This window comes from Vibrio sp. HENC-03 (genome assembly GCF_000305755.2).
In the GTDB taxonomy this organism is placed as follows: domain Bacteria; phylum Pseudomonadota; class Gammaproteobacteria; order Enterobacterales; family Vibrionaceae; genus Vibrio; species Vibrio owensii.
Genome location: NZ_JH976064.1, coordinates 367,811 through 386,857, shown reverse-complemented (window position 1 = coordinate 386,857; position 19,047 = coordinate 367,811). Strand labels below are relative to the sequence as shown.

Here is a 19,047-nt window from a genome sequence, read left to right as displayed (position 1 = left end):
AGCCATGCAGAGCCTACTTTGCATGGCTTTTTTGTTGGGCTTCTTTCTATGAGCTGTAGAAAAAAACTTGGAAATTGAAAAAAGTATTCTTATCTAATTAAAGAGTGAATTATAAGGAGGAGCGGCATGTACCGTTATGTCAGTTCGCCAAAAGCATCGAAGTACATAGTGCCACCACCACAGCATCGTGAGTTGTCGAGTATCGATGTGCCGGAGTCAGAACTAGAGATGCGTGAAATTCTGAACAATTGGTTTGCCGATGGATTGGCGCCCATCATTCAGAATGAAGACAATTACATTTCTGCTAATGAGCAGCAGCGCTTTGAGCAGCTCAGCCGTACGGTGGGCGTGCTACTGCGTAACAAAGATTACTACTTTGCCACCAAGCGGATTCTCTCGTTGTGGGAGCAAGACTGCTTAGAAACGACTTACGTTAATTATCTGATTTTACGTAGTGAGCGCATACCATACTTCGAATAAGTCCCATTTATTGGCTTGAAATAGTGGTTTACATGGTTTTCTTGGTAACTTTTGATACCCGTATTTAACATTTTTGTAAACATCGTTATATTTAAGGCTCATCGTTGTCAGGAGTTTATGGATGAACCTTACGATATCAGGGAAGTTGCAGCTCAGTTTTGTGCTGCTAGCCGTACTTTTTATGGCATCAGCGGTATTCACGTATCGCAACGTCACCACCGTAGAGCAATACGCCTCTTCGTTACTTAAATCCGATTTACCGACCGTCGACACCAGTCGCGGTATCCAACAGTCCGTTCAAGCGTCGCTGTCTTCTATTCGAGCCTACATGTTGCTAGGTGGCGATGAAGAGGCGAGCGCACGTCTGAGTGAGGACGTACGCAATATCATGGCATCTACAGACGAGTCGCTTCCAACGTTGCAGGCTTTGCTCTCTGAACAGGATTTTCAAGCGATTCAAACCCAGTGGGATGCGGTAAAAGTTTCTCTAAACAAGTTGATTGAACTTAGCCACAGTGATGAGAACTTACCCGCGCATAACCTCTTTATTAACGAAGCGGCACCCATTGCAGAAGTGGCACTTGATCAGCTTCAAAGCTTAATCAACGAAGAGTCAGGGAACCCATTTGGTGGGGACAGAAAGCGTTTGTTTAAAGTCTACGCCGACAGTTATACCTCCCTCGCCAATGCACTGTCTGCTTTGCGAGATTTCCTGTTGTACGGGCAGCAAGATCATCTGGACAAATACCACGACTTGATTAAGTACCACAATCAGTCCGTGGCGGAAATCGACAGCAAACTCGACAGACTGACTGATAACGACCAATCACTGTGGTCACTGTTTAAAGAAATGCAGCAACTGTACTTTCCTTTAGCAGAGCAGGTGATTGCATTGCGTCAATCGCCAGAATGGAACGAATCAAACTTGTTAATGGCGAATGAACTGTTGCCAGCAGCGGATGCACTAGACCAAAGTTTAGAAACGATCGTATTGGCTCAGCAAAGTCGTGCTGATCAAAGTGGACAGGGTATTAATCAGTCGATCAAGAACGTACTGACCACTATGTTGATTGCAGCAGCATTAGTTTTGTTTGCCGCAGTAGCGATTTCAAAATACATGGGCAATACCATTGGTCGCCGAGTGAAAAACTTATCGGAGCGTGCAAAGACGATCGCTTCAGGAGACGTTTCTCAGCCTCCACTCACCGTTGTTGGGAAAGATGAATTGGCAGACCTTACCGATTCGATTAACCGCATGAACCAATCGTTAGCGAGCATCGTGGCAGGGGTGAGTGAAAAAGCGCACCAAGTGGATACCAGCATGGGAGCTTTGTTGGAATCGGCGCAAGTCACTTCATCGAATGTTGAACAGCAACAGACCAGCATTGTTGAAATGGGAAGCCAATTGGATGAAATCGCTTTAGCCGCGCGTAACACTCTAGATCAAGCCAATCAATCTGTGCAGAAGCTTTCTGATTCAAAAGGCGAGATTGAACAAGGTCGCGATGCCTTAGAGCAAAACAAAGTCACTATGGAAAGTTTGCACGGCAGCATTGAAACTGCGAGTACGCAAGTCACACAGCTAAGCAAAGAGAGCGAAGCCATTGGTCGAGTGACGGAAGTGATTGAAGGTTTGGCAGAGCAAACTAACTTACTGGCATTGAATGCCGCGATAGAAGCCGCGCGCGCAGGTGACCAAGGGCGAGGCTTTGCGGTTGTGGCGGACGAAGTGCGTATGTTAGCGACTCGCACTACTCAATCGACGACGGAAATCAACGGCATTATCAACGCGATTCAACGCTCGACCAATTCGGTGGTTGAGGAGATTGAACACAGCCAATCACTTGCGGAGCAGGGCGCTGAGCACATTGAAAAAGCGGTAACTCGTTTGCTTGTCACGACCGAGCAAATTGGTTCTTTGAATGAACAAATGGCAGAACTTGCGGCAGCGGCAGAGCAGCAATCTCATGCGACCAACTCGATCACTGGATTGATGTCCGGTATTACTCAATCAGTGGATGAGGTTTCGAATACTAGCCAACGTGCATCAGAGACATCATTGCAGGTAAAAGAGCAAGTTACCGAGCTGAATCAACAGATGGCAACTTTTAAAACGGCGTAGATAAGGTTTACGTCTGTTCATCTACTTTTGAACGTTAACCAAATAGTAAAAAAGCCCCAATCCTTTTTACACAAAAAGGGTTGGGGCTTTTTGTTGGATGATACGCCGATATTCGTCTACTTGCTCATTGGATTTAGCTATTTAAATCATAGTTAAAACCAAATTTTCTTCACCGAGCCGGAGTCGTAATATGACTCCATCGGCAGCAAATACTGCAAAAGAATTTTTAAACTTTATACCAATCCCGGTAAGAGAATAGTTCGTTACTACGATTGGTATCATCCTTCTAGGAGCAAGATTATGAACAAACAAGTAAGCCTAATTGGTCTAGACAGCGAACAATCAGCACAACTAGCTCAACAGTTAAATCAACTGCTAGCGCATTACCAAGTGTTGTACATGAACTCTCGCGGTTACCACTGGAACATTAAAGGTGCGCAATTCTTCGAACTGCACGTAAAATTTGAAGAAATCTATACTGATCTACAAACAAAAATCGATGAGCTTGCAGAGCGTATTCTAACTTTGGGTCATACGCCAGCGCACGCATTCAGCAACTACTTGGAAGCAAGTGAAATTAAAGAACATCAAAACGCGACTTCTGGTGAGGAGTGTGTACAAGGTCTGGTTCAAGGCTTTAGCGTTCTACTTCTAAAACAGCGTGAGATTCTACAAAACGCGGGTGAAGCAGATGACGAAGGTACAGCGGCATTGATGGGTGACTACATCCGTGAGCAAGAAAAATTAATGTGGATGCTTAACGCTTACCTACAAGGCTAAGTGGCGCATCACCCAAGTAATCCTTGGGAACGCATGAAACAATCGGGAATAAGTCATAAGGGGCACGTTGGTGCCCCTTTTTTTGTTTGCGTATTTTATATGTGTGCTTTATTTGCGTGGTAAGGATTCGAAACGGCTCAATAAATCACTGAGTTCATTAAGCGCCAACGAGGCTGAGTCATTGAAGGTTTCTTGATTACCATGATGCACAAGACAAGACGGCATCTGAGCGTTATACGCTGCCTGTAAGTCGTAAAGGTAATCGCCGACATAAAGCACTTCATCAGGCATCAAACGCCACTCTTTCGCTAACACCTGCAGAGACAATGGATCTGGCTTGGGCGGGAAGCATTCACGAGTGATGACACGCTCCACAGAGATTTGGTTGTGTTCTAGTTTGCGCTGCGTGGCGATTTGGCAGTTGCGCGTCACAATAGCGGTTTTGATTTCATTTTGATGCAAGTGGGCGAGCAATTCATGGCAGCCAATCATTGGAGCAGACTGCTCAGCATCAGAAATCTCGTAATCAAATATCACGTTATGAGCGTGCTCTCGATGATGAGGATGCTCAAGTGCGTCGACAAAATCCAATAGATCTTCACTCTGCGGACAACCTAGCTGCTGTCGCAATTCGCCGAAGTTCATATCAGAACTCACCAAGGTGTTGTCTAAATCAAACACCACAGCTTTAATTTTATCGAGCTGTAAAGGGAATGGAATCATAATGACCTCGTACAACTTAACCGAACTATCGTTTTAAAAAACAAAAGGTTATTGTTAAGTTTAGATTCTTCTGCTTAGATTGTACGAAAATAAATCAACCATGTATCACAAAACAAGGACGCGTATGATCATTCCTAAACCATTACAAAAAGGCGACACCATCGGCTTTTTCTCGCCATCCTCCCCAGCCACGGTATTTGCACCAGCGCGTTTTGAGCGTGCCAAAGCGTATGTGGAATCCCATGGTTACCAGCTAAAAGCAGGCAGCTTAACCGGCAAAACTGACCAATATCGCTCGGGTTCGATTCAAGAGCGAGTAGAAGAATTGAATGCGCTGATTCGCGATCCTGAAGTGCGCTGTATTATGTCGACCATTGGCGGTTACAACAGTAACTCCTTGCTACCTTACATTGATTACGAGGCATTGAAGAAAGATCCCAAGATCATTGTTGGCTATTCGGATGTGACAGCTTTGCTTATGGGCATTTACGCACAAACTGGCATCGTTACTTTTTATGGTCCTGCCTTGGTGGCATCTCTGGGTGAATTCCCGCCACTGGTGGACGAGACCTTCGCTTCGTTCGAATCGATAGTGAATACATTAGATAGCTTGGCGCATCAATACACAATGCCTCAAGGTTGGACAGATGAATGGATAGAGTGGGGCGAGCAAGACCGCGCAAAGCAAACCTTGCAAAACCAGTGGCACTTCAAAGGTGAAGGCAAGATCACTGGACGTTTGATTGGCGGCAACCTCAATACCATGACGGGCATCTGGGCAAGTAAGTTTATGCGGAGTATCGAACAAGGCGATATTTTGCTAGTGGAAGATTGTTTGCAAGGTATTGAAACGGTCGAACGTTCTTTTGCGCTGCTCAAGCTCTCTGGTGTGTTTGATAAAGTTGGTGCGGTTGTGCTCGGCAAGCATGAAAAGTTCAATGATAAAGGCACAGGACGAGCACCTATAGACGTGTTACTAGAAGTACTTAACGGTCAACCACTGCCAATTTTGTATGACTTTGACAGCTGTCATACCCACCCAATGCTTACCGTTCCATTGGGCTCGACCATGACGCTCGATTTTGACAATGAAACGGTAGCAGTGAGTTTAAAGAGCTAGCTTTTTTGACTAGCTCTTAAGAGAAAACTATTTCTCCTCAAGACGAAAGATTTTGCCGCTGTCGGTAGAAAAATAAATGTAGCCATCGGGGCTGATGGTTATATCTCTTACTCGCTCACCAAGATTCTCCATCAATCTTTTTGATTCGGTGAGCTTGCCATTATCAATAGAGACCACGTTGATGTGCGCCAGCTTCAATGCGCCGGCGAGGATTTTTCCGTCCAACTCTGGGTATTTATCGCCACGGTACAAGATCATATTGCTGGGTGCGATAGAAGGAATGTATACCAACTTTGGATCTTCCATTCCCGGCAACGACTTAGCTTCGCCGACGTCCAACGGTCCCCAATATTCTTTGCCATGAGATACTTTTGCCCAGCCGTAGTTCGCGCCTCTCTTGATTAGATTAATTTCATCGCCGCCGCGTGGTCCATGCTCAATCGACCACAGCTGTTTTGTTGCTTCATCGTAAAACATACCTTGTGGGTTGCGGTGCCCGTAACTCCATATCTCAGGACGAGCTTCGGAAGGTTTGAATGGGTTGTCTTGCGGAACCGAACCATCAAGATTAAGGCGTAGAATACTGCCAGCATGGGTTTGAGTGTCTTGCCCATTATCACGTTCGCCACGGTCACCGATTGAGAAGTAAACTTTGTCGTCAATAAATGAAATTCGACTGCCGTAGTGGCGACCGGTATCGGTGAAGGCATCAGCAACAAAGAGATCTTTCCAACCTACAAGCTGATTGTTTTGCAATTGCGCCGTCGCTAACGCCACCGTATTGCCTTTGCTCGTACGCTTGCTGTAGGTAAAGAAGAGTTGCGGGTTTTGCTTATCGGCATTCGGTGCGAGCGCAACATCCAATAAGCCGGCTTGTCCACTGGTGTTCACATCGGGAACGTTAAACAGCTTTTGAGGTTTGCCTGTGGTGATATCCAGCAACGAAACCGTACCGTTCTTTTCATTGACGATAACGCGTTGGCTATCTAAGAACTCGATCCCCCAAGGGATCTGAAATCCATTCGCCACTTCGTTAGCGCGGTATTCGGCAGCGTTGGCAGAAAAGGATAAACAAGCGAGTAGGGCAGCAGCAATCGTTCTCATGGTTCCTTCCAATATGAATCGTATTAATGCTTAAAAGCTAACACTAAAAGAGAACGTTTTGCAGAGCATGGATTGTATAAGAATGTAAAAAATCCCCGATACGAGATCGGGGATTGAATTAAGGCTAGAGAATTGTTTATGTAGCGAGATTACATCGCTTCTTCGAAGATCTTAGAGATTTCTTCGTGAGTTGCTTGTTTAGGGTTAGTGAAACCACAAGCGTCTTTCAGTGCGTTGTCTGCTAGTGTTGGGATGTCTTCTAGTTTCGCACCAAGCTCTTTAATACCTGCTGGGATACCCACATCTTTCGCTAGAGTAACGATAGCGTCGATTGCTGCCGCTGCACCTGCTTCAGCAGACATGCCTTCTACGTTTACGCCCATTGCTTTCGCTACATCACGTAGACGCTCAGGACATACTTGCGCGTTGTAGCGCTGTACGTGAGGTAGAAGAATCGCGTTACAAACACCGTGTGGAAGGTCGTAGAAACCACCAAGTTGGTGTGCCATTGCGTGTACGTAACCTAGAGAAGCGTTGTTGAACGCCATACCCGCCATGAACTGTGCATATGCCATTTGTTCACGAGCTTCTAGATCTTCACCATTTTTCACTGCTGTGCGTAGGTACGCTTGGATAAGTTCAATCGCTTTGATTGCTACCGCATCAGTGATTGGTGTTGCAGCGATAGATACGTAAGCTTCAATCGCGTGAGTTAGCGCATCCATACCTGTTGCCGCAGTTAGCGAAGCAGGTTTAGCTAGCATTAGCTCTGGATCGTTTACAGAGATAAGCGGTGTTGTGTGCTTATCAACGATAGCCATCTTGATGTGACGCTCTTCGTCAGTGATGATGCAGAAACGCGTCATTTCAGATGCAGTACCCGCAGTCGTGTTGATTGCGATAAGTGGCATCATTGGTTTTGCAGATTGGTCTACGCCTTCGTAATCTGCGATTTTGCCGCCGTTAGAAGCAACAAGCGCGATACCTTTCGCACAGTCGTGTGGTGAACCACCGCCAAGAGAGATAACGAAATCACATTCGTTATCAGTAAGAAGTGCTAAACCGTCGTTAACGTTGCTGATAGTAGGGTTTGGTTGAGTGCCATCGAACACAACAGTTGCTACGTCGCGTTCTGTTAGTAGATCTTGAACCTGCTTTACTACACCGATTTGGTTAAGAATCTTATCCGTAACAATCAAACCTTTTTTAAAGCCTTGAGATTGGATGCTGTCTGCTGCGTCTTTCAGACAACCAGCGCCCATTAGGTTTACGGTAGGGATAAAAAATGCACTTGTCATATTGGATTGCTCCGTCGTTATTTTTAATAATCTTTCTTAATCTGTCATTTACTCTTGCATACCCCGTTCTTGATTTAGATTGATCTAGGACAAGTTTAACCCCTTAGGGGTATCTTGAGGGCTGAAAGTGTGATGACAGTCTTGTTGCACAGTGAGATGGTGCAACACCTACTTAACGTAGCTGAAATATCTCATTTATCACGCAAACGATTGGCAAAAATAACAAGATTCGTACGGTTTATCTCTCAATTCGACTAAAGTATAAAAAATCCCCATTAATATGTAGTCTATCAATGGGGATTCGTATGGTGTGTTTTAAGCAAACGTTTTCGATTTAGGCGATTTTAACTAACTTATCTACTAGTTTTTCAATGCCTGACGCGGCTTGGGAGATATTCTCCGCTAACATATAAGCTGGTGTTGAAAGCACGTTGTGTTTTTCATCGAAATGGATTTCATCCACCTGACAATTGACATGCTCGCCCCCCATATGACCGAATGCTGCTGCAGTGGCTTCATCGTTACCAATGGTGCCTTTTACACCTTGATCGTAAATCATAGGGATAATGGTTGGTGCGATGCATAGATACCCTGCAGGTTTGCCCGCTTGAGCGAACGCACGACACGCTTGGGCGACGTGAGTATTAATCGAACACTCTGCGCCTGAGACGGCGAAGTCGGTTAAGTTTTTCGCGGCACCAAATCCACCTGGAAGCAGTAGGGCATCGTATTCATCAACGTTAAGTTTGGCGACATCGTCAATATTTCCGCGTGCAATACGAGCTGATTCGATCAATACGTTACGTGTTTCATCCATTTCGTCACCAGTTAGGTGATTGATGACGTGGAGTTGGTCAATGTTAGGTGCAAAGCAATGCCAAGTTGCACCTGCTTTCTCGATGGCGTAGAGCGCCAATACGGCTTCGTGGATCTCAGAACCGTCGTAAACGCCTGAACCACTTAAAATGACTGCGACTTTTTTCATGATTGGATTCCTTTACTCTGAACGTTCCTTAGATTGTTCTTCACTATCTAGACCATGCGTTTCCGAATGTGTTTCAACGTTTTCACTTTCGTCGTCTTCCTCATAGTAGCGCACAACAAACGGTGTCAGCATGACACTCGAAGGCAGAAAATGTTTCATATCGACTCCAACCGCTTAATAGAGTGGTTTTTATACCGATTTTGGAAAAAGAGTACGTTGAAGCGGATCATTTTTGAGTTAAGCTGCAGTTTCCTTTGGCATTCATGAGCAGTAGGTCACATAGATAACATGCAATCCTATCAGTTTCGTTTCACCCTTTATGGTTGTATCGCCATTCTCTCTTGGAGCTGTTTGCTAGGCATCGCGAGGTTGGTGACAGAAAGTTTAGGGCCCGTGGGCGGATCAGCCATGCTGTATTCTCTGAGCTCCATTTTTCTGTTGATTGTGGTTGGTATCCCAAAACTGTCGTATTTCTCACCCAAGTATTTAGTTCTCGGTGGGGCGATGTTTGTCTGCTACGAGATCTTCCTCGCGTTGGCATTGGGCTACTCCAATTCTCGTTCTCAGGCGATTGAAGTTTCGATCGTCAATTATCTATGGCCGGCACTAACCGTGTTGTTTGCGGTATTGGGCAGTAACAAAAAGCCGAACTGGTTACTGTACCCGGCAGTTATGTTGGCATTCATTGGTGTCGCTTGGACGGTCAGTGGTGATAGCGGCTTATCACCGACGCAGTTATTGGCGAACATCAGCAGCAATCCGATTGTTTACTTCATGGCATTTGCAGGCGCAGTCATCTGGGCTGTGTATTGTAATCTGACTCAAAGACAACAATCGAAGCATAACGCGATTACTTTGTTCTTTATCGCGACAGCCATCTCTTTGTGGATCAAATACGCCTTTACTGATGAGCCGCCAATGACATTCAGTTGGGAAGCGATGGGGTACTTAGTGGCTTCTGCAGCTTTAATGGCGGGTGGTTACGGATTGTGGAATATCGCGATTGTTGGCGGCAATATGGTGTTTCTCGCAACCTTGTCTTACTTTACTCCGATTTTCTCTGCTCTGTTTTCTTCTATTATTCTAGGCGTCACTTTAAGCCACAGCTTTTGGCAAGGCGTCGTAATGGTAACGGTTGGTTCGCTGATGTGTTGGCTGGTCACTAAAGAGAAGCGCGAAGCCGCTGGATAAGTTTTCTGTAGGAGAGGGCAAGTTTACAAGCCACAGTTCAATGTACTAACCCCTCCTAACCTCCCATTGTATTTGGCATCCAAGCTTTCAACACTCTGAGCCAAAGGGGAGGGACTGGTCCTGCATGCGCGATTAGTTTATTGCGCACTATGAGCATTCGCGGGAGCAGTAGAGGAGCAGCGATCTTAAGTTAGCAAAGAATAACTCTCCCCCTTAATCGCCGTATTCAAATGCGAAGCAACTCAAGTCGATAAAAGGGGGATTTGGAGGGGGTTACAAGTTCACAAGCCACAGCTCAATGTACCAATCCCTCCTAACCTCCCCTTGTATTTGGCATCCAAGCTCTCAACACCCCGAGCCAAAGGGGAGGGACTGGTCCTGCATCCGAGAATAAATCAATTGCTCACTATGAGCATTCGCAGGGTCAGTCGAAAAGCGGGTAGCTGAAGTTAGCAAAGAATAGCTCTCCCCCTTAATCGCCGTATTCAAATGCGAAGCAACTTAAGTCAATAAAAGGGGGAGTTGGAGGGGGTTACAAGTTCACAAGTCACAGTTCAGTGTACTAGCCCTCCTAACCTCCCCTTGTATTTGGCATCCAAGCTCTCAATACCCCTGATTTAAAGGGGAGGGACTGGCTCTGCATCCGAGAATAAATCCATTGCCCACTATGAGCATTCTCCGGAGCAGTAGAAGAGCAGCTAGCTGAAGTTAGCAAAGAATAGCTCTCCCCCTTGAACACCGTATTCAAATGCGAAGCAACTCAAGTCAATAAAAGGGGGAGTTGGAAGGGGTTACAAGTTCACAAGCCACAGTTCAATGTACCAACCCCTCCTAACCTCCCCTTGTATTTGGCATCCAAGCTCTCAACACCCCGAGCCAAAGGGGAGGGACTGTTCCTGCATCCGAGAATAAATCCATTGCCCACTATGAGCATTCGCCGGGTCAGTCGAAAAGCGGGTAGCTGAAGTTAGCAAAGAATAGCTCTCCCCCTTAATCGCCGTATTCAAATGCGAAGCAACTCAAGTCAATAAAAGTGGGAGTTGGAGGGGGTTGTAAGTGCATCAATCGAAGAAATAAAAAAGCTCCCGAGATTGGGAGCTTTTCTTTTGAGTTCTAATGATTTCAGGTGGCGCTCTAATACGCGACGTTCAATTGTAATTGAAGCTTGAATCTGTGCTTCGATAGTCGCTTAGTAAGCTGCTTACGAGTGTGCTCTAGCGTATCAAGCTCTAGTGTGTCGTCATCCACATGCACGTCCACATTTACTCGCAGTTCTTGACCTACTTTAGTTACGCCAGCCAGTTTCAATTGGTGCTCAGTTACCTTTTCAATCTCAAGAACGTCTTTACCAACGCTCTGACATAGTTCTTTGCTAGGTGTCATCATTAGCAGTTCGCGTAGGGCACCAACTAGCATATCAAATGGTACTTTAAGGAAGTAGAAGCCCATCAAGACCATCATCATAGGGTCTGCATAGACCGCGTAGTGTGCGTATGGTGTTAGTGATACCAACCATGCAGCGATAAAACCAAGGGTTACTGCAACACTAAGTAGCGTATCCATTTGCCATTGTTTCTTCTCGGCCTCGATTAAACCTGATGAAAAACGACGGCTTTTCTTCGCCATAAACCACCAAGCGTAACCACAACCAACGACGTTAACGACACCGAAGATGGTTGCGATGGAAGCGTCTACCTCACGACCACCTGTCATCAACGCAGTTACCGCAGAGAATAATGAGAAAGCAACAACAACTAAAATAACGGCTGCTTTGATAGCGATAACGATAGGTTCAAGTACAGCTTTGCCGAAAGGAAAAATAGATTTTGATGGCTTGCTGATGTAGTAAGAAGCTGCCAGTGACAATAAAGTTAACAGCAGACTGACTAGAGAATAAACACCGTCAAATACGATGACGATCGACCCAACAAGCAAGCCAAGTACCATCCCTCCGACTGCAAACCCAGATGCTAAAAGGGCTGAGAAGGTTAAGATACGGTTTTCGTTTTTGCTTGTCCTGTCACACATAAAAGATGCCTTAAATTATTACACCCTTACATTCTTCTCCTTGGGGTAAATATAAGCAAATGAAAACTGTGTGACATTTAAACGATGAAATGAGGGTTTTTATGTATTTTATTATATATCAATGGCTTACGTTGAAATCTCGCTGTCAATTTAATTGACGCTCACTGCAATATGTTTAGAAGTCGAATAAATACTCGCTTAACTTATCGGCCAACCAACTCATTGCTGGGTGTTCTGTTTGTCCATTTGGAACGAACATACAGTAGTCTTCTTGCGTCAAACCATAAGTGTGTTTGATCACTGCAAGTTTCTGATGTCTCAAGTAATGTCGGATCAGTGGCTCTGGTAATACGCCCCACGCATCTTCTTCCAAAATGGTGTTCAGCATGTAGTCAAAACTGGAGAAGCCAATGTATCGAGTAGAAAAGGGTTGCAGCTCTGGATTGTCTTTTTCGTTCAAATACACCATCAACGCTTGCATCTGGTTACGCAAATCTTCGTCTGTGACACGGCGCATCTTACTTAAGCGATGTTCGAAGCTGCATACTGACATCATGCGAATTTTGCCTAGAGGATTGTAGACAATATGCGGATCGTCGACACGTTCGTAGTCCACGCCAAATGCAAAGTCGACTTGTTGTGTACTGACTAAATTTGAAAGGTCACCACTTGACGCCAATATTAAGTTGAAGGTTGTCGACGGGAAGCGATTGTTTAGAGTATGAGATAGCTCTTGCCATAATTCGTCTGGCAGCGAGTCATCACGTGCCACCCAGACCTCGGCATTGAAGCCGTCAGAAACTTGAGCGCAGGTCTTTTTGATTCGTTGTGCGGTTACAAGCAGGTTTTCACAGTCTTTAAAGATCGCTTTCCCTGCTTCCGAGAGTGTTAACTGATTGCCAGTACGAGTGAATAACTCGACGTCTAGGTCTTTCTCAAGTGCTTTAATTGCCATACTCAGCTTAGTACGATTGCAATCGAGTTGACGCGCAGCCTCCGAGACGGAGCCATACTCGGCAATGGTACAAAAGGCTTCAACTTGCGATAAGTTCATGATTAAAAAAGACCTAAACTGAAATGATGAGAATCGATAGCGTAGACGAATGAACGTACTGACGCTTAGAAAGATTATCGAAAAAAACACGGATTCGCCAGATAAGTCTATGGTGTTTTGGCGTTTTTGCGGTAATCTATGGGGGTTACAAGAAGTGAACATGGAGGCCACGATGGCACAAGATTGGGACGGCTTAGCAAAGAATTGGGAATCTAACCCAGCAACAGATCAATTTGCTCAGTCGGTGTTTGCACAGTTACAACAGCTTACTCAGCTTGATGGCATTAAAGTATTGGATTTTGGGTGTGGGACAGGGCAGTTAAGCCAACTATTGTCGCCATCCGCAAAAGAGATTGTGGCGCTGGATGCATCTGAAGCCATGATTGAAGAGCTTGATAAGAAAGAGCTAGAGAATGTAGAACCAGTTGTTGACGCATTGACGCGTGGTCTAGTCGCTCAGCATCCAGCATTCCGTGGTCAGTTTGACCTTGTCGTTGCTTCTTCAGTGCTGGCTTTTATCGAAGACTACGAAACGTCTCTAGAGATTGCTCACTCGTTACTCAACGCTGGTGGTCACTTCGTGCATTTTGACTGGATCGCAGATTCAGCAAAAGAAGGCTTCACGCTAGCGAAATCAGAAAACGCACTTATCAAAGCCGGCTTTACTGAAGTTGAAACGAAGAAGGTCTTCGAAATCACATCAGACGGTCACACAATGTCAGTATTAATGGGCGTAGGTCGCCGTTAATCCCCGACAAAGAACATAAGAAAAGCGAGCTATTTAGCTCGCTTTTTTGTTTCCAAACTGTCGTTATTTTTGGATGACGACGGTATGGGAAATGCCATTAACAGTTGCATCACCAACAATATTTAGCTTGCCATCTTTATCATAAAAGACAAACTTAGGAACCGTTGTATAGCTAGAACCATTAACGGTTGTATTTGGAAGGCTGAACGTCTCCATTTCAGTTAGGTACAAAGAGTTCAAAATAGCGACTCTATTCTGTGCTCCCGCCAGTGCGATTGCGACCTCTTTGCCGTTATGAGATTCATCGAGAGACTGAATTGTCTCAATATAAGGCCAAGTATAGTCATTATCTGGTAGCGTGATCTTACCTGCATAAGTCATGTCAAATGCTGCATCTCCTGACGCATTTAGCCTAACTCCACATTCTGTGTAAATGTATGTGCCTGCATGATTAAACCAGAAGTTACGGCAGAACTCATAGTCACCATGGTATGGTGAATCAATTGGATCACTCGGGCTTGCTGCGTCCGTAATGTCGGTTCTCGAAATATCTCCAGGGCTTACTGTTGTGGATAAACTATATAAAGCACTTCCTGATGGGTCCATTTTAAGCACTGATTGAGCATAGTAATTCCAGCCACCGGTTGACGTTACAGCCCCAGTTCCTAGATCAATGATCTGCAACCCCGCCCATTGGTCGTCTGCGGGCAATGTCCATACGAAGTTACCATTAGTAGAGAGGTCATAAATGTTTTGTGATGTGAATACATTTGACGCGACAGTACTCAGCGGCGAAGTTGCGTTGTAATCAAATGTTGTGATCATCGCATCATGTCCAACGACAAAACGATTTGTCCCATTTATGTTATCTACGTCTACTGAAGATGGGTACTTACCAAGTTCAAATTCATATGACTTAGAGTCGTTGAGATCATAAAAATAAATCGCATTTTTGGGCGAATTTGAAACAACGGCGATGACATTTAAAGCGTCAGAGTATGTAGAGTCGACCACGTTATGGCGAGATGCGCCATCAAAGGTTACCTCGGTTCCTGCCGCAGGCGTATCAGGCAAACCTTCGTCAGGACCCGGTGTCGAATAATCTGTGATCGTGTAACTAACAGGGATGGTTAAAGGACTACCTTCAATAGGGTAGTAACAGCTATTATCAAAACACGCATTTACGGTTATTTCCGTATCAAATGTTCCCGTACCAAGGAAGATAGGATCTTCCATTTGCATGTAAAGGTTTACGTTTGTATTCGAGACACTCGGTGAAACGTATGAAATTACCGAGCTGTTTTCGTCGGCATTTATATTCAGATTGTAGAGATTGGAGCCAGAAAGAGCGATGGCATCTGAAACATCTTTGGAGACAAAACTTTCGCTGTAATCAGCCGAAACATCAATCTTCGGAACGACAAGCTCAATTTTCTGATCAAGGGTAACCTCGTTCGTCAAAGTCACTTCTATTGGAGAGCCAGAATAATGTTTGTCACAGTTTATGTCATGACATACAGCAAACTGCGCTGTTGTCGATTTTTCGCCGTTTCCGATCTCATAACCTCTTTTGAATGTGACCGATGCATAACCACTTCCGTCTTCATTGAAGTAGAAAAACACATCAGAAAGTAAGTTGCCGGTATCGGTTAGTACGCCGTAGTACAGGTCATCACCTTCCACGTAGTTGACGCGGAAAGGGACTTCGACATAAGCTGAGTAGTACGCGCTTGACTCCGTCTTGAAGCTGGTTTCAGCCATGGAGATGGAGCTTGAAGCTTTTGAGCCACCGTTGTCACCGCCTCCTCCACACCCAGTTAGCGCTACAAGCGCCAAGCCTGACATCATGCAATAAATATCTCGCCTGATCATATAATTACATCCATTTTATATAGTTTGTTGAATAGACGAGCGAATGTAATCATATGGTTGCAAAGCCTTGCAATGCATACACTCTGTAAATTGGTTTCGTTTCACACTTCTTGTTGAGTGTATGGCTAAATATTCGGCATAACGCTAACTTTGGAATGAGTGTCTCTTTATTTCCTCCAAAACTTCCGGGTTCGCAATCGCACCTAAGTTCTCAACTTCCTTACCATTTATGACTTGTTTGACTGCAAGTTCTACCAACTTTCCTGAGCGTGTTTTAGGAATGTCGCTGATGGCGAAAATTTGGCTTGGCACGTGCCTTGGCGAACAGGACGTTTTGAGGCGCGACTTAATCTCTGATACTAATCCGTGATCTAACGTGACACCCGAAGCGGTCTGCACAAACAGCCAGATTTGCTCATTGCGATCGACTTCTTTACCTACAGCGATAGAATCGACGATACCTTCAATGGCATTTACCTGCTGATAAATCTCTGCTGTGCCGATGCGCACACCGCCAGGATTCAACAATGCATCGCTACGACCGTAGAAAACAAATCCACCTTTGGCGCTGCGTTCGACATCGTCACCGTGATGCCAGATATCATCGAACTTGTCCCAGTAAGCGTTGTGGTAGCGCTCCCCTGTATCGTTCCAAAAGCCGACAGGGAAGTTAGGCATGGAATTGACACAGACGAGCTCACCGCGTTGTTCACTCACGCTTTGACCTTGCGAGTCAAACACTTGAACATCAATACCCAAGCCGGCGTACTGGCACTCACCACGATAAACAGGCGAGATAGGATTGCCTAATACAAAGCAGCCACAGATGTCTGTTCCGCCTGAAATAGAAGCCAAGTGCAGATCTTGCTTGATGTGTTGATACACGTAATCAAACTGCTCTGGATAAAGCACTGAGCCCGTAGAGCACAAAGTTCTTAAAGCAGGGAGAGAGTAATCTTGGATTGGTGACAGTCCGGCTTTTTCTATCGCCTCTAGGTACTTGGCGGCAGTACCAAAGAGACTCACCTCGGCGCGCTGAGCTAAATCCCACAACACATTAGGTGCTGGATAAACCGGGCTCCCGTCGAAAATCACCAAGCACGCGCCACTCGCTAGAGCAGATACGTGCCAGTTCCACATCATCCAACCACAAGTTGTGTAGTAAAAGACGCGGTCTTTAGGCTGAATATCTGAATGAAGTTGATGTTCTTTAAGATGATTAAGAATCGTACCGCCAACAGAATGCACGATGCACTTAGGCTTGCCCGTCGTGCCAGAGGAATAAAGCACAAACAGCGGACTATTGAATTCCACGCGAGTGTAATGCAACGGAGCTGGGGAATACTGATTAATGATGTTTTGCCAATCGTGAGTACAAACATCGCATTCGAACACATGCGGTTTGAGGTATCCGATCTGGCACACTTGTTTCAGTCCATCGAGATGATCCGCGATGTGGTGATTCTTCTCCGACATATCGAAGGTTTTTCCATTAAAGGTATAACCATCGCAGGTAAAGAGAACCTTTGGCTTCACTTGCCCGAAGCGCTCAATAACGCTTTCTACGCCAAAATCAGGGGAGGTGGACGTCCAAATCGCGCCTAAGCTGGTGGTGGCTAGCATTGCAATAACGGTTTGTGGCATATGTGGTAAATAACCTGCAACCACATCGCCGTGCTTGATGCCACATTCGACTAACCATTGCTGAACGCTCGAGACCTCATTACACAGCTCTTTCCATGTGTAGGTCTGTTTATCTCCGCGTTCATTTTCGAACCAAATTGCAAGCTCATCGGCTTGTTTCTCTGCCAAGCTGAGTAGATTCTCTGCATAGTTAACTTGGGCTTGAGGGAACCACACGGCATCTCGATTTTGCATTGGTGATTGCCAACGGCTTTCACCTTGTGCTTTTACGGTATCGCCTTGCGTGCCAATTAGGTCGCAGAACTGCCAAACCTCTTTCCAGAAATGCTCGTTATGCTCCAAAGACCATTGATGCAAATCAGAGTAGTTTTTGAGCTCGAAACCCTGCCGATTAATGTGCTCGATAAACTGCGTGATATTGGCTTGCTCGATTCGATCTTCCGTCGGCTGCCAGACTTTGTTGCTCTCGCGCATAGCTCCCTCTATAACAAAGTTTTAACGTTTTCAGTCTGAGGTGAACCAGAAATAAAGTCAAACTCGTTGGAGAAACTGGCTCCTTATGTATATCAATGTGTTAGGTGTTTATGTAAAGAAAATGTTACACCTGAATTTTGAGTGGAAAATGGTCAGGGGATTGGAAGGACAAAAGAGTGTAGATAGGCTTGATGTAAAGGATTTGTTAACGGAGATGTGCAATGACTCAGTATCATTCAAAACCCGTCGATCAGGATGGAAGGGTAGAATGGAGCCATGAAGAGGATGCCATTTGGCGCGACTTGGTAACAAGACAAATGAGCGTGATTCAAGACCGTGCATGCAACGCGTATCTGCATGGACTCAAGTTACTCGATTTACCTCATGACCGCGTGCCACAACTGCCCGAAATCAATCGTGTCTTGATGGAAACAACGGGCTGGCAAGTGGAGCCAGTACCTGCATTGATCGACTTTGATCGTTTCTTCAATTTGCTTGGCAATAAACGCTTCCCAGTCGCGACATTTTTGAGAACGCGAGAAGAGTTTGATTACCTACAAGAGCCAGATTTCTTCCATGAGATTTTCGGTCATTGTGCCATGCTCACCAACCCTGATTTTGCCGCCTTTACCGAGCATTACGGACAGCTTGGACAAGCCGCGACACCAAAGCAGCGAGGGTACCTTGCGCGTCTATATTGGTTTACAGTCGAGTTTGGCTTGGTTCAAGAGGGTAATAAAACCAAAATTTACGGTGGCGGCATCCTTTCATCTCCGGGAGAAACCATCTATTCATTGGAAAGCGACATCGCGATTAGAGACGAATTCGACCTACAAACTGTACTAAGGACCCCTTATCGCATCGATATCATGCAGCCGAAATACTACGTGATTGAAGATTTGTCCCAGCTTTTCCAAATTAGCCAACTGAATCTATTGAAACAAGCCGATCTAGCGATTGAAGCCGGATTGCTTCCACCACTTTTTGAACCAAAGGAACCTGCTCATGTTGAATGAACAAAAATGCGAAGCTTGTAGTATCGATGCCATTGCACTTAGTAAAGAGGAACAACAGTCTTTGCTGCTGCAATTGTCTGATTGGCAGATCATTGAGAGAGATGAGATTCCTCAACTTGAGAAGGTCTATAAGTTTAAGAACTTCAAGCAAGCGTGGGCGTTTAGCAACAAGATTGCTGAACTTGCAGAAGATGAATTCCATCACCCATCCATCTTGTTAGAGTGGGGCAAAGTGACCATCACTTGGTGGAGCCATTCTATTAAAGGCCTGCATAAGAACGACTTTATCTGTGCTTCGAAGTGCGATGCATTGGTGATTGAAGAATAGAGCTGAGTGATTATGTTCACTCGTTATAAACAAAAAGCGCCGGACTAAAGTTCGGGCGCTTTACTTTTAGTTTTGTCGTC

Annotated in this window: 17 protein-coding genes; 8 read left to right on the top strand and 9 right to left on the bottom strand. The window is 45.3% G+C overall.

Features of this window, described 5'->3' with window-relative positions:
- Positions 1-126: 126 nt before the first annotated feature.
- From VCHENC03_RS21495 to VCHENC03_RS21505, 3 genes are all read left to right on the top strand, one after another.
- Positions 127-480, top strand: coding sequence for a hypothetical protein (locus tag VCHENC03_RS21495; protein ID WP_005375589.1), 354 nt, complete (start codon positions 127-129; stop codon positions 478-480).
- Positions 481-601: 121 nt separating this feature from the next.
- Entirely contained in the window at positions 602-2,602 is a 2,001-nt protein-coding gene (locus VCHENC03_RS21500) for a HAMP domain-containing methyl-accepting chemotaxis protein (RefSeq protein WP_009704722.1), read from the top strand.
- Positions 2,603-2,902: 300 nt separating this feature from the next.
- Positions 2,903-3,382 carry a Dps family protein gene (locus tag VCHENC03_RS21505; RefSeq protein ID WP_005388254.1) on the top strand — a complete coding sequence of 160 codons (480 nt, stop codon included), beginning with the start codon at positions 2,903-2,905 and terminating at the stop codon, positions 3,380-3,382.
- Between the two features lie 108 nt (positions 3,383-3,490).
- Here VCHENC03_RS21505 and VCHENC03_RS21510 read toward each other — a convergent pair whose 3' ends face one another.
- The gene (locus VCHENC03_RS21510) at positions 3,491-4,105 is read right to left on the bottom strand and encodes an HAD family hydrolase (RefSeq protein WP_005388252.1); all 615 of its coding nucleotides are present in this window, start codon (positions 4,103-4,105) and stop codon (positions 3,491-3,493) included.
- A 124-nt stretch (positions 4,106-4,229) separates the two neighbouring features.
- On the opposite strand from VCHENC03_RS21510, the gene VCHENC03_RS21515 reads away from it, so the two are divergent.
- Positions 4,230-5,225 (top strand): S66 family peptidase, encoded by a 996-nt coding sequence (locus VCHENC03_RS21515; RefSeq protein WP_009704721.1) that lies wholly within the window; start codon positions 4,230-4,232, stop codon positions 5,223-5,225.
- A 27-nt stretch (positions 5,226-5,252) separates the two neighbouring features.
- Here the strand turns inward: VCHENC03_RS21515 and VCHENC03_RS21520 are convergent, their stop codons facing one another.
- The 4 genes from VCHENC03_RS21520 to VCHENC03_RS27710 form a co-directional block, all read right to left on the bottom strand.
- A complete protein-coding gene (locus VCHENC03_RS21520; RefSeq protein WP_009704720.1) occupies positions 5,253-6,329 on the bottom strand; it encodes a PQQ-dependent sugar dehydrogenase in 1,077 nt (358 codons plus the stop codon).
- A 149-nt stretch (positions 6,330-6,478) separates the two neighbouring features.
- Positions 6,479-7,627: an L-threonine dehydrogenase gene (yiaY, locus tag VCHENC03_RS21525; RefSeq protein ID WP_005442614.1), complete on the bottom strand. Its 1,149-nt coding sequence runs from the start codon at positions 7,625-7,627 to the stop codon at positions 6,479-6,481.
- Between the two features lie 334 nt (positions 7,628-7,961).
- Positions 7,962-8,612: an isoprenoid biosynthesis glyoxalase ElbB gene (gene elbB / locus VCHENC03_RS21530; protein WP_005442612.1), complete on the bottom strand. Its 651-nt coding sequence runs from the start codon at positions 8,610-8,612 to the stop codon at positions 7,962-7,964.
- Positions 8,613-8,624: 12 nt separating this feature from the next.
- Positions 8,625-8,771 carry a hypothetical protein gene (locus tag VCHENC03_RS27710; RefSeq protein WP_005453721.1) on the bottom strand — a complete coding sequence of 49 codons (147 nt, stop codon included), beginning with the start codon at positions 8,769-8,771 and terminating at the stop codon, positions 8,625-8,627.
- A gap of 129 nt (positions 8,772-8,900) precedes the next feature.
- Here VCHENC03_RS27710 and yddG point away from each other — a divergent pair, with 129 nt between their 5' ends.
- Complete coding sequence (gene yddG / locus VCHENC03_RS21535; RefSeq protein ID WP_032802090.1) at positions 8,901-9,803, top strand: aromatic amino acid DMT transporter YddG; 903 nt, start codon at positions 8,901-8,903, stop codon at positions 9,801-9,803.
- A 1,134-nt stretch (positions 9,804-10,937) separates the two neighbouring features.
- On the opposite strand, the gene VCHENC03_RS21540 is transcribed toward yddG, so the two are convergent.
- Together VCHENC03_RS21540 and VCHENC03_RS21545 are read right to left on the bottom strand one after the other, a co-directional pair.
- On the bottom strand, positions 10,938-11,831 hold the full coding sequence (locus VCHENC03_RS21540) for a cation diffusion facilitator family transporter (RefSeq protein WP_009704718.1): 894 nt from the start codon (positions 11,829-11,831) through the stop codon (positions 10,938-10,940).
- Positions 11,832-12,006: 175 nt separating this feature from the next.
- Complete coding sequence (locus VCHENC03_RS21545) at positions 12,007-12,885, bottom strand: LysR family transcriptional regulator (protein WP_009704717.1); 879 nt, start codon at positions 12,883-12,885, stop codon at positions 12,007-12,009.
- Between the two features lie 49 nt (positions 12,886-12,934).
- Here VCHENC03_RS21545 and VCHENC03_RS21550 point away from each other — a divergent pair, with 49 nt between their 5' ends.
- Positions 12,935-13,633, top strand: a complete 699-nt coding sequence (locus VCHENC03_RS21550; protein WP_032802089.1) for a class I SAM-dependent DNA methyltransferase — start codon at positions 12,935-12,937, stop codon at positions 13,631-13,633.
- 63 nt (positions 13,634-13,696) lie between these two features.
- Here the strand turns inward: VCHENC03_RS21550 and VCHENC03_RS21555 are convergent, their stop codons facing one another.
- Together VCHENC03_RS21555 and VCHENC03_RS21560 are read right to left on the bottom strand one after the other, a co-directional pair.
- Positions 13,697-15,505 carry a hypothetical protein gene (locus tag VCHENC03_RS21555; protein WP_009704716.1) on the bottom strand — a complete coding sequence of 603 codons (1,809 nt, stop codon included), beginning with the start codon at positions 15,503-15,505 and terminating at the stop codon, positions 13,697-13,699.
- 144 nt (positions 15,506-15,649) lie between these two features.
- Complete coding sequence (locus VCHENC03_RS21560) at positions 15,650-17,623, bottom strand: acetoacetate--CoA ligase (RefSeq protein ID WP_009704715.1); 1,974 nt, start codon at positions 17,621-17,623, stop codon at positions 15,650-15,652.
- A 221-nt stretch (positions 17,624-17,844) separates the two neighbouring features.
- Here VCHENC03_RS21560 and phhA point away from each other — a divergent pair, with 221 nt between their 5' ends.
- Together phhA and VCHENC03_RS21570 are read left to right on the top strand one after the other, a co-directional pair.
- Positions 17,845-18,639, top strand: coding sequence for a phenylalanine 4-monooxygenase (phhA, locus tag VCHENC03_RS21565; RefSeq protein WP_009704714.1), 795 nt, complete (start codon positions 17,845-17,847; stop codon positions 18,637-18,639).
- Complete coding sequence (locus VCHENC03_RS21570) at positions 18,629-18,967, top strand: 4a-hydroxytetrahydrobiopterin dehydratase (RefSeq protein ID WP_009704713.1); 339 nt, start codon at positions 18,629-18,631, stop codon at positions 18,965-18,967. Before phhA ends, VCHENC03_RS21570 begins: the two co-directional genes overlap by 11 nt.
- Positions 18,968-19,047 lie beyond the last annotated feature (80 nt).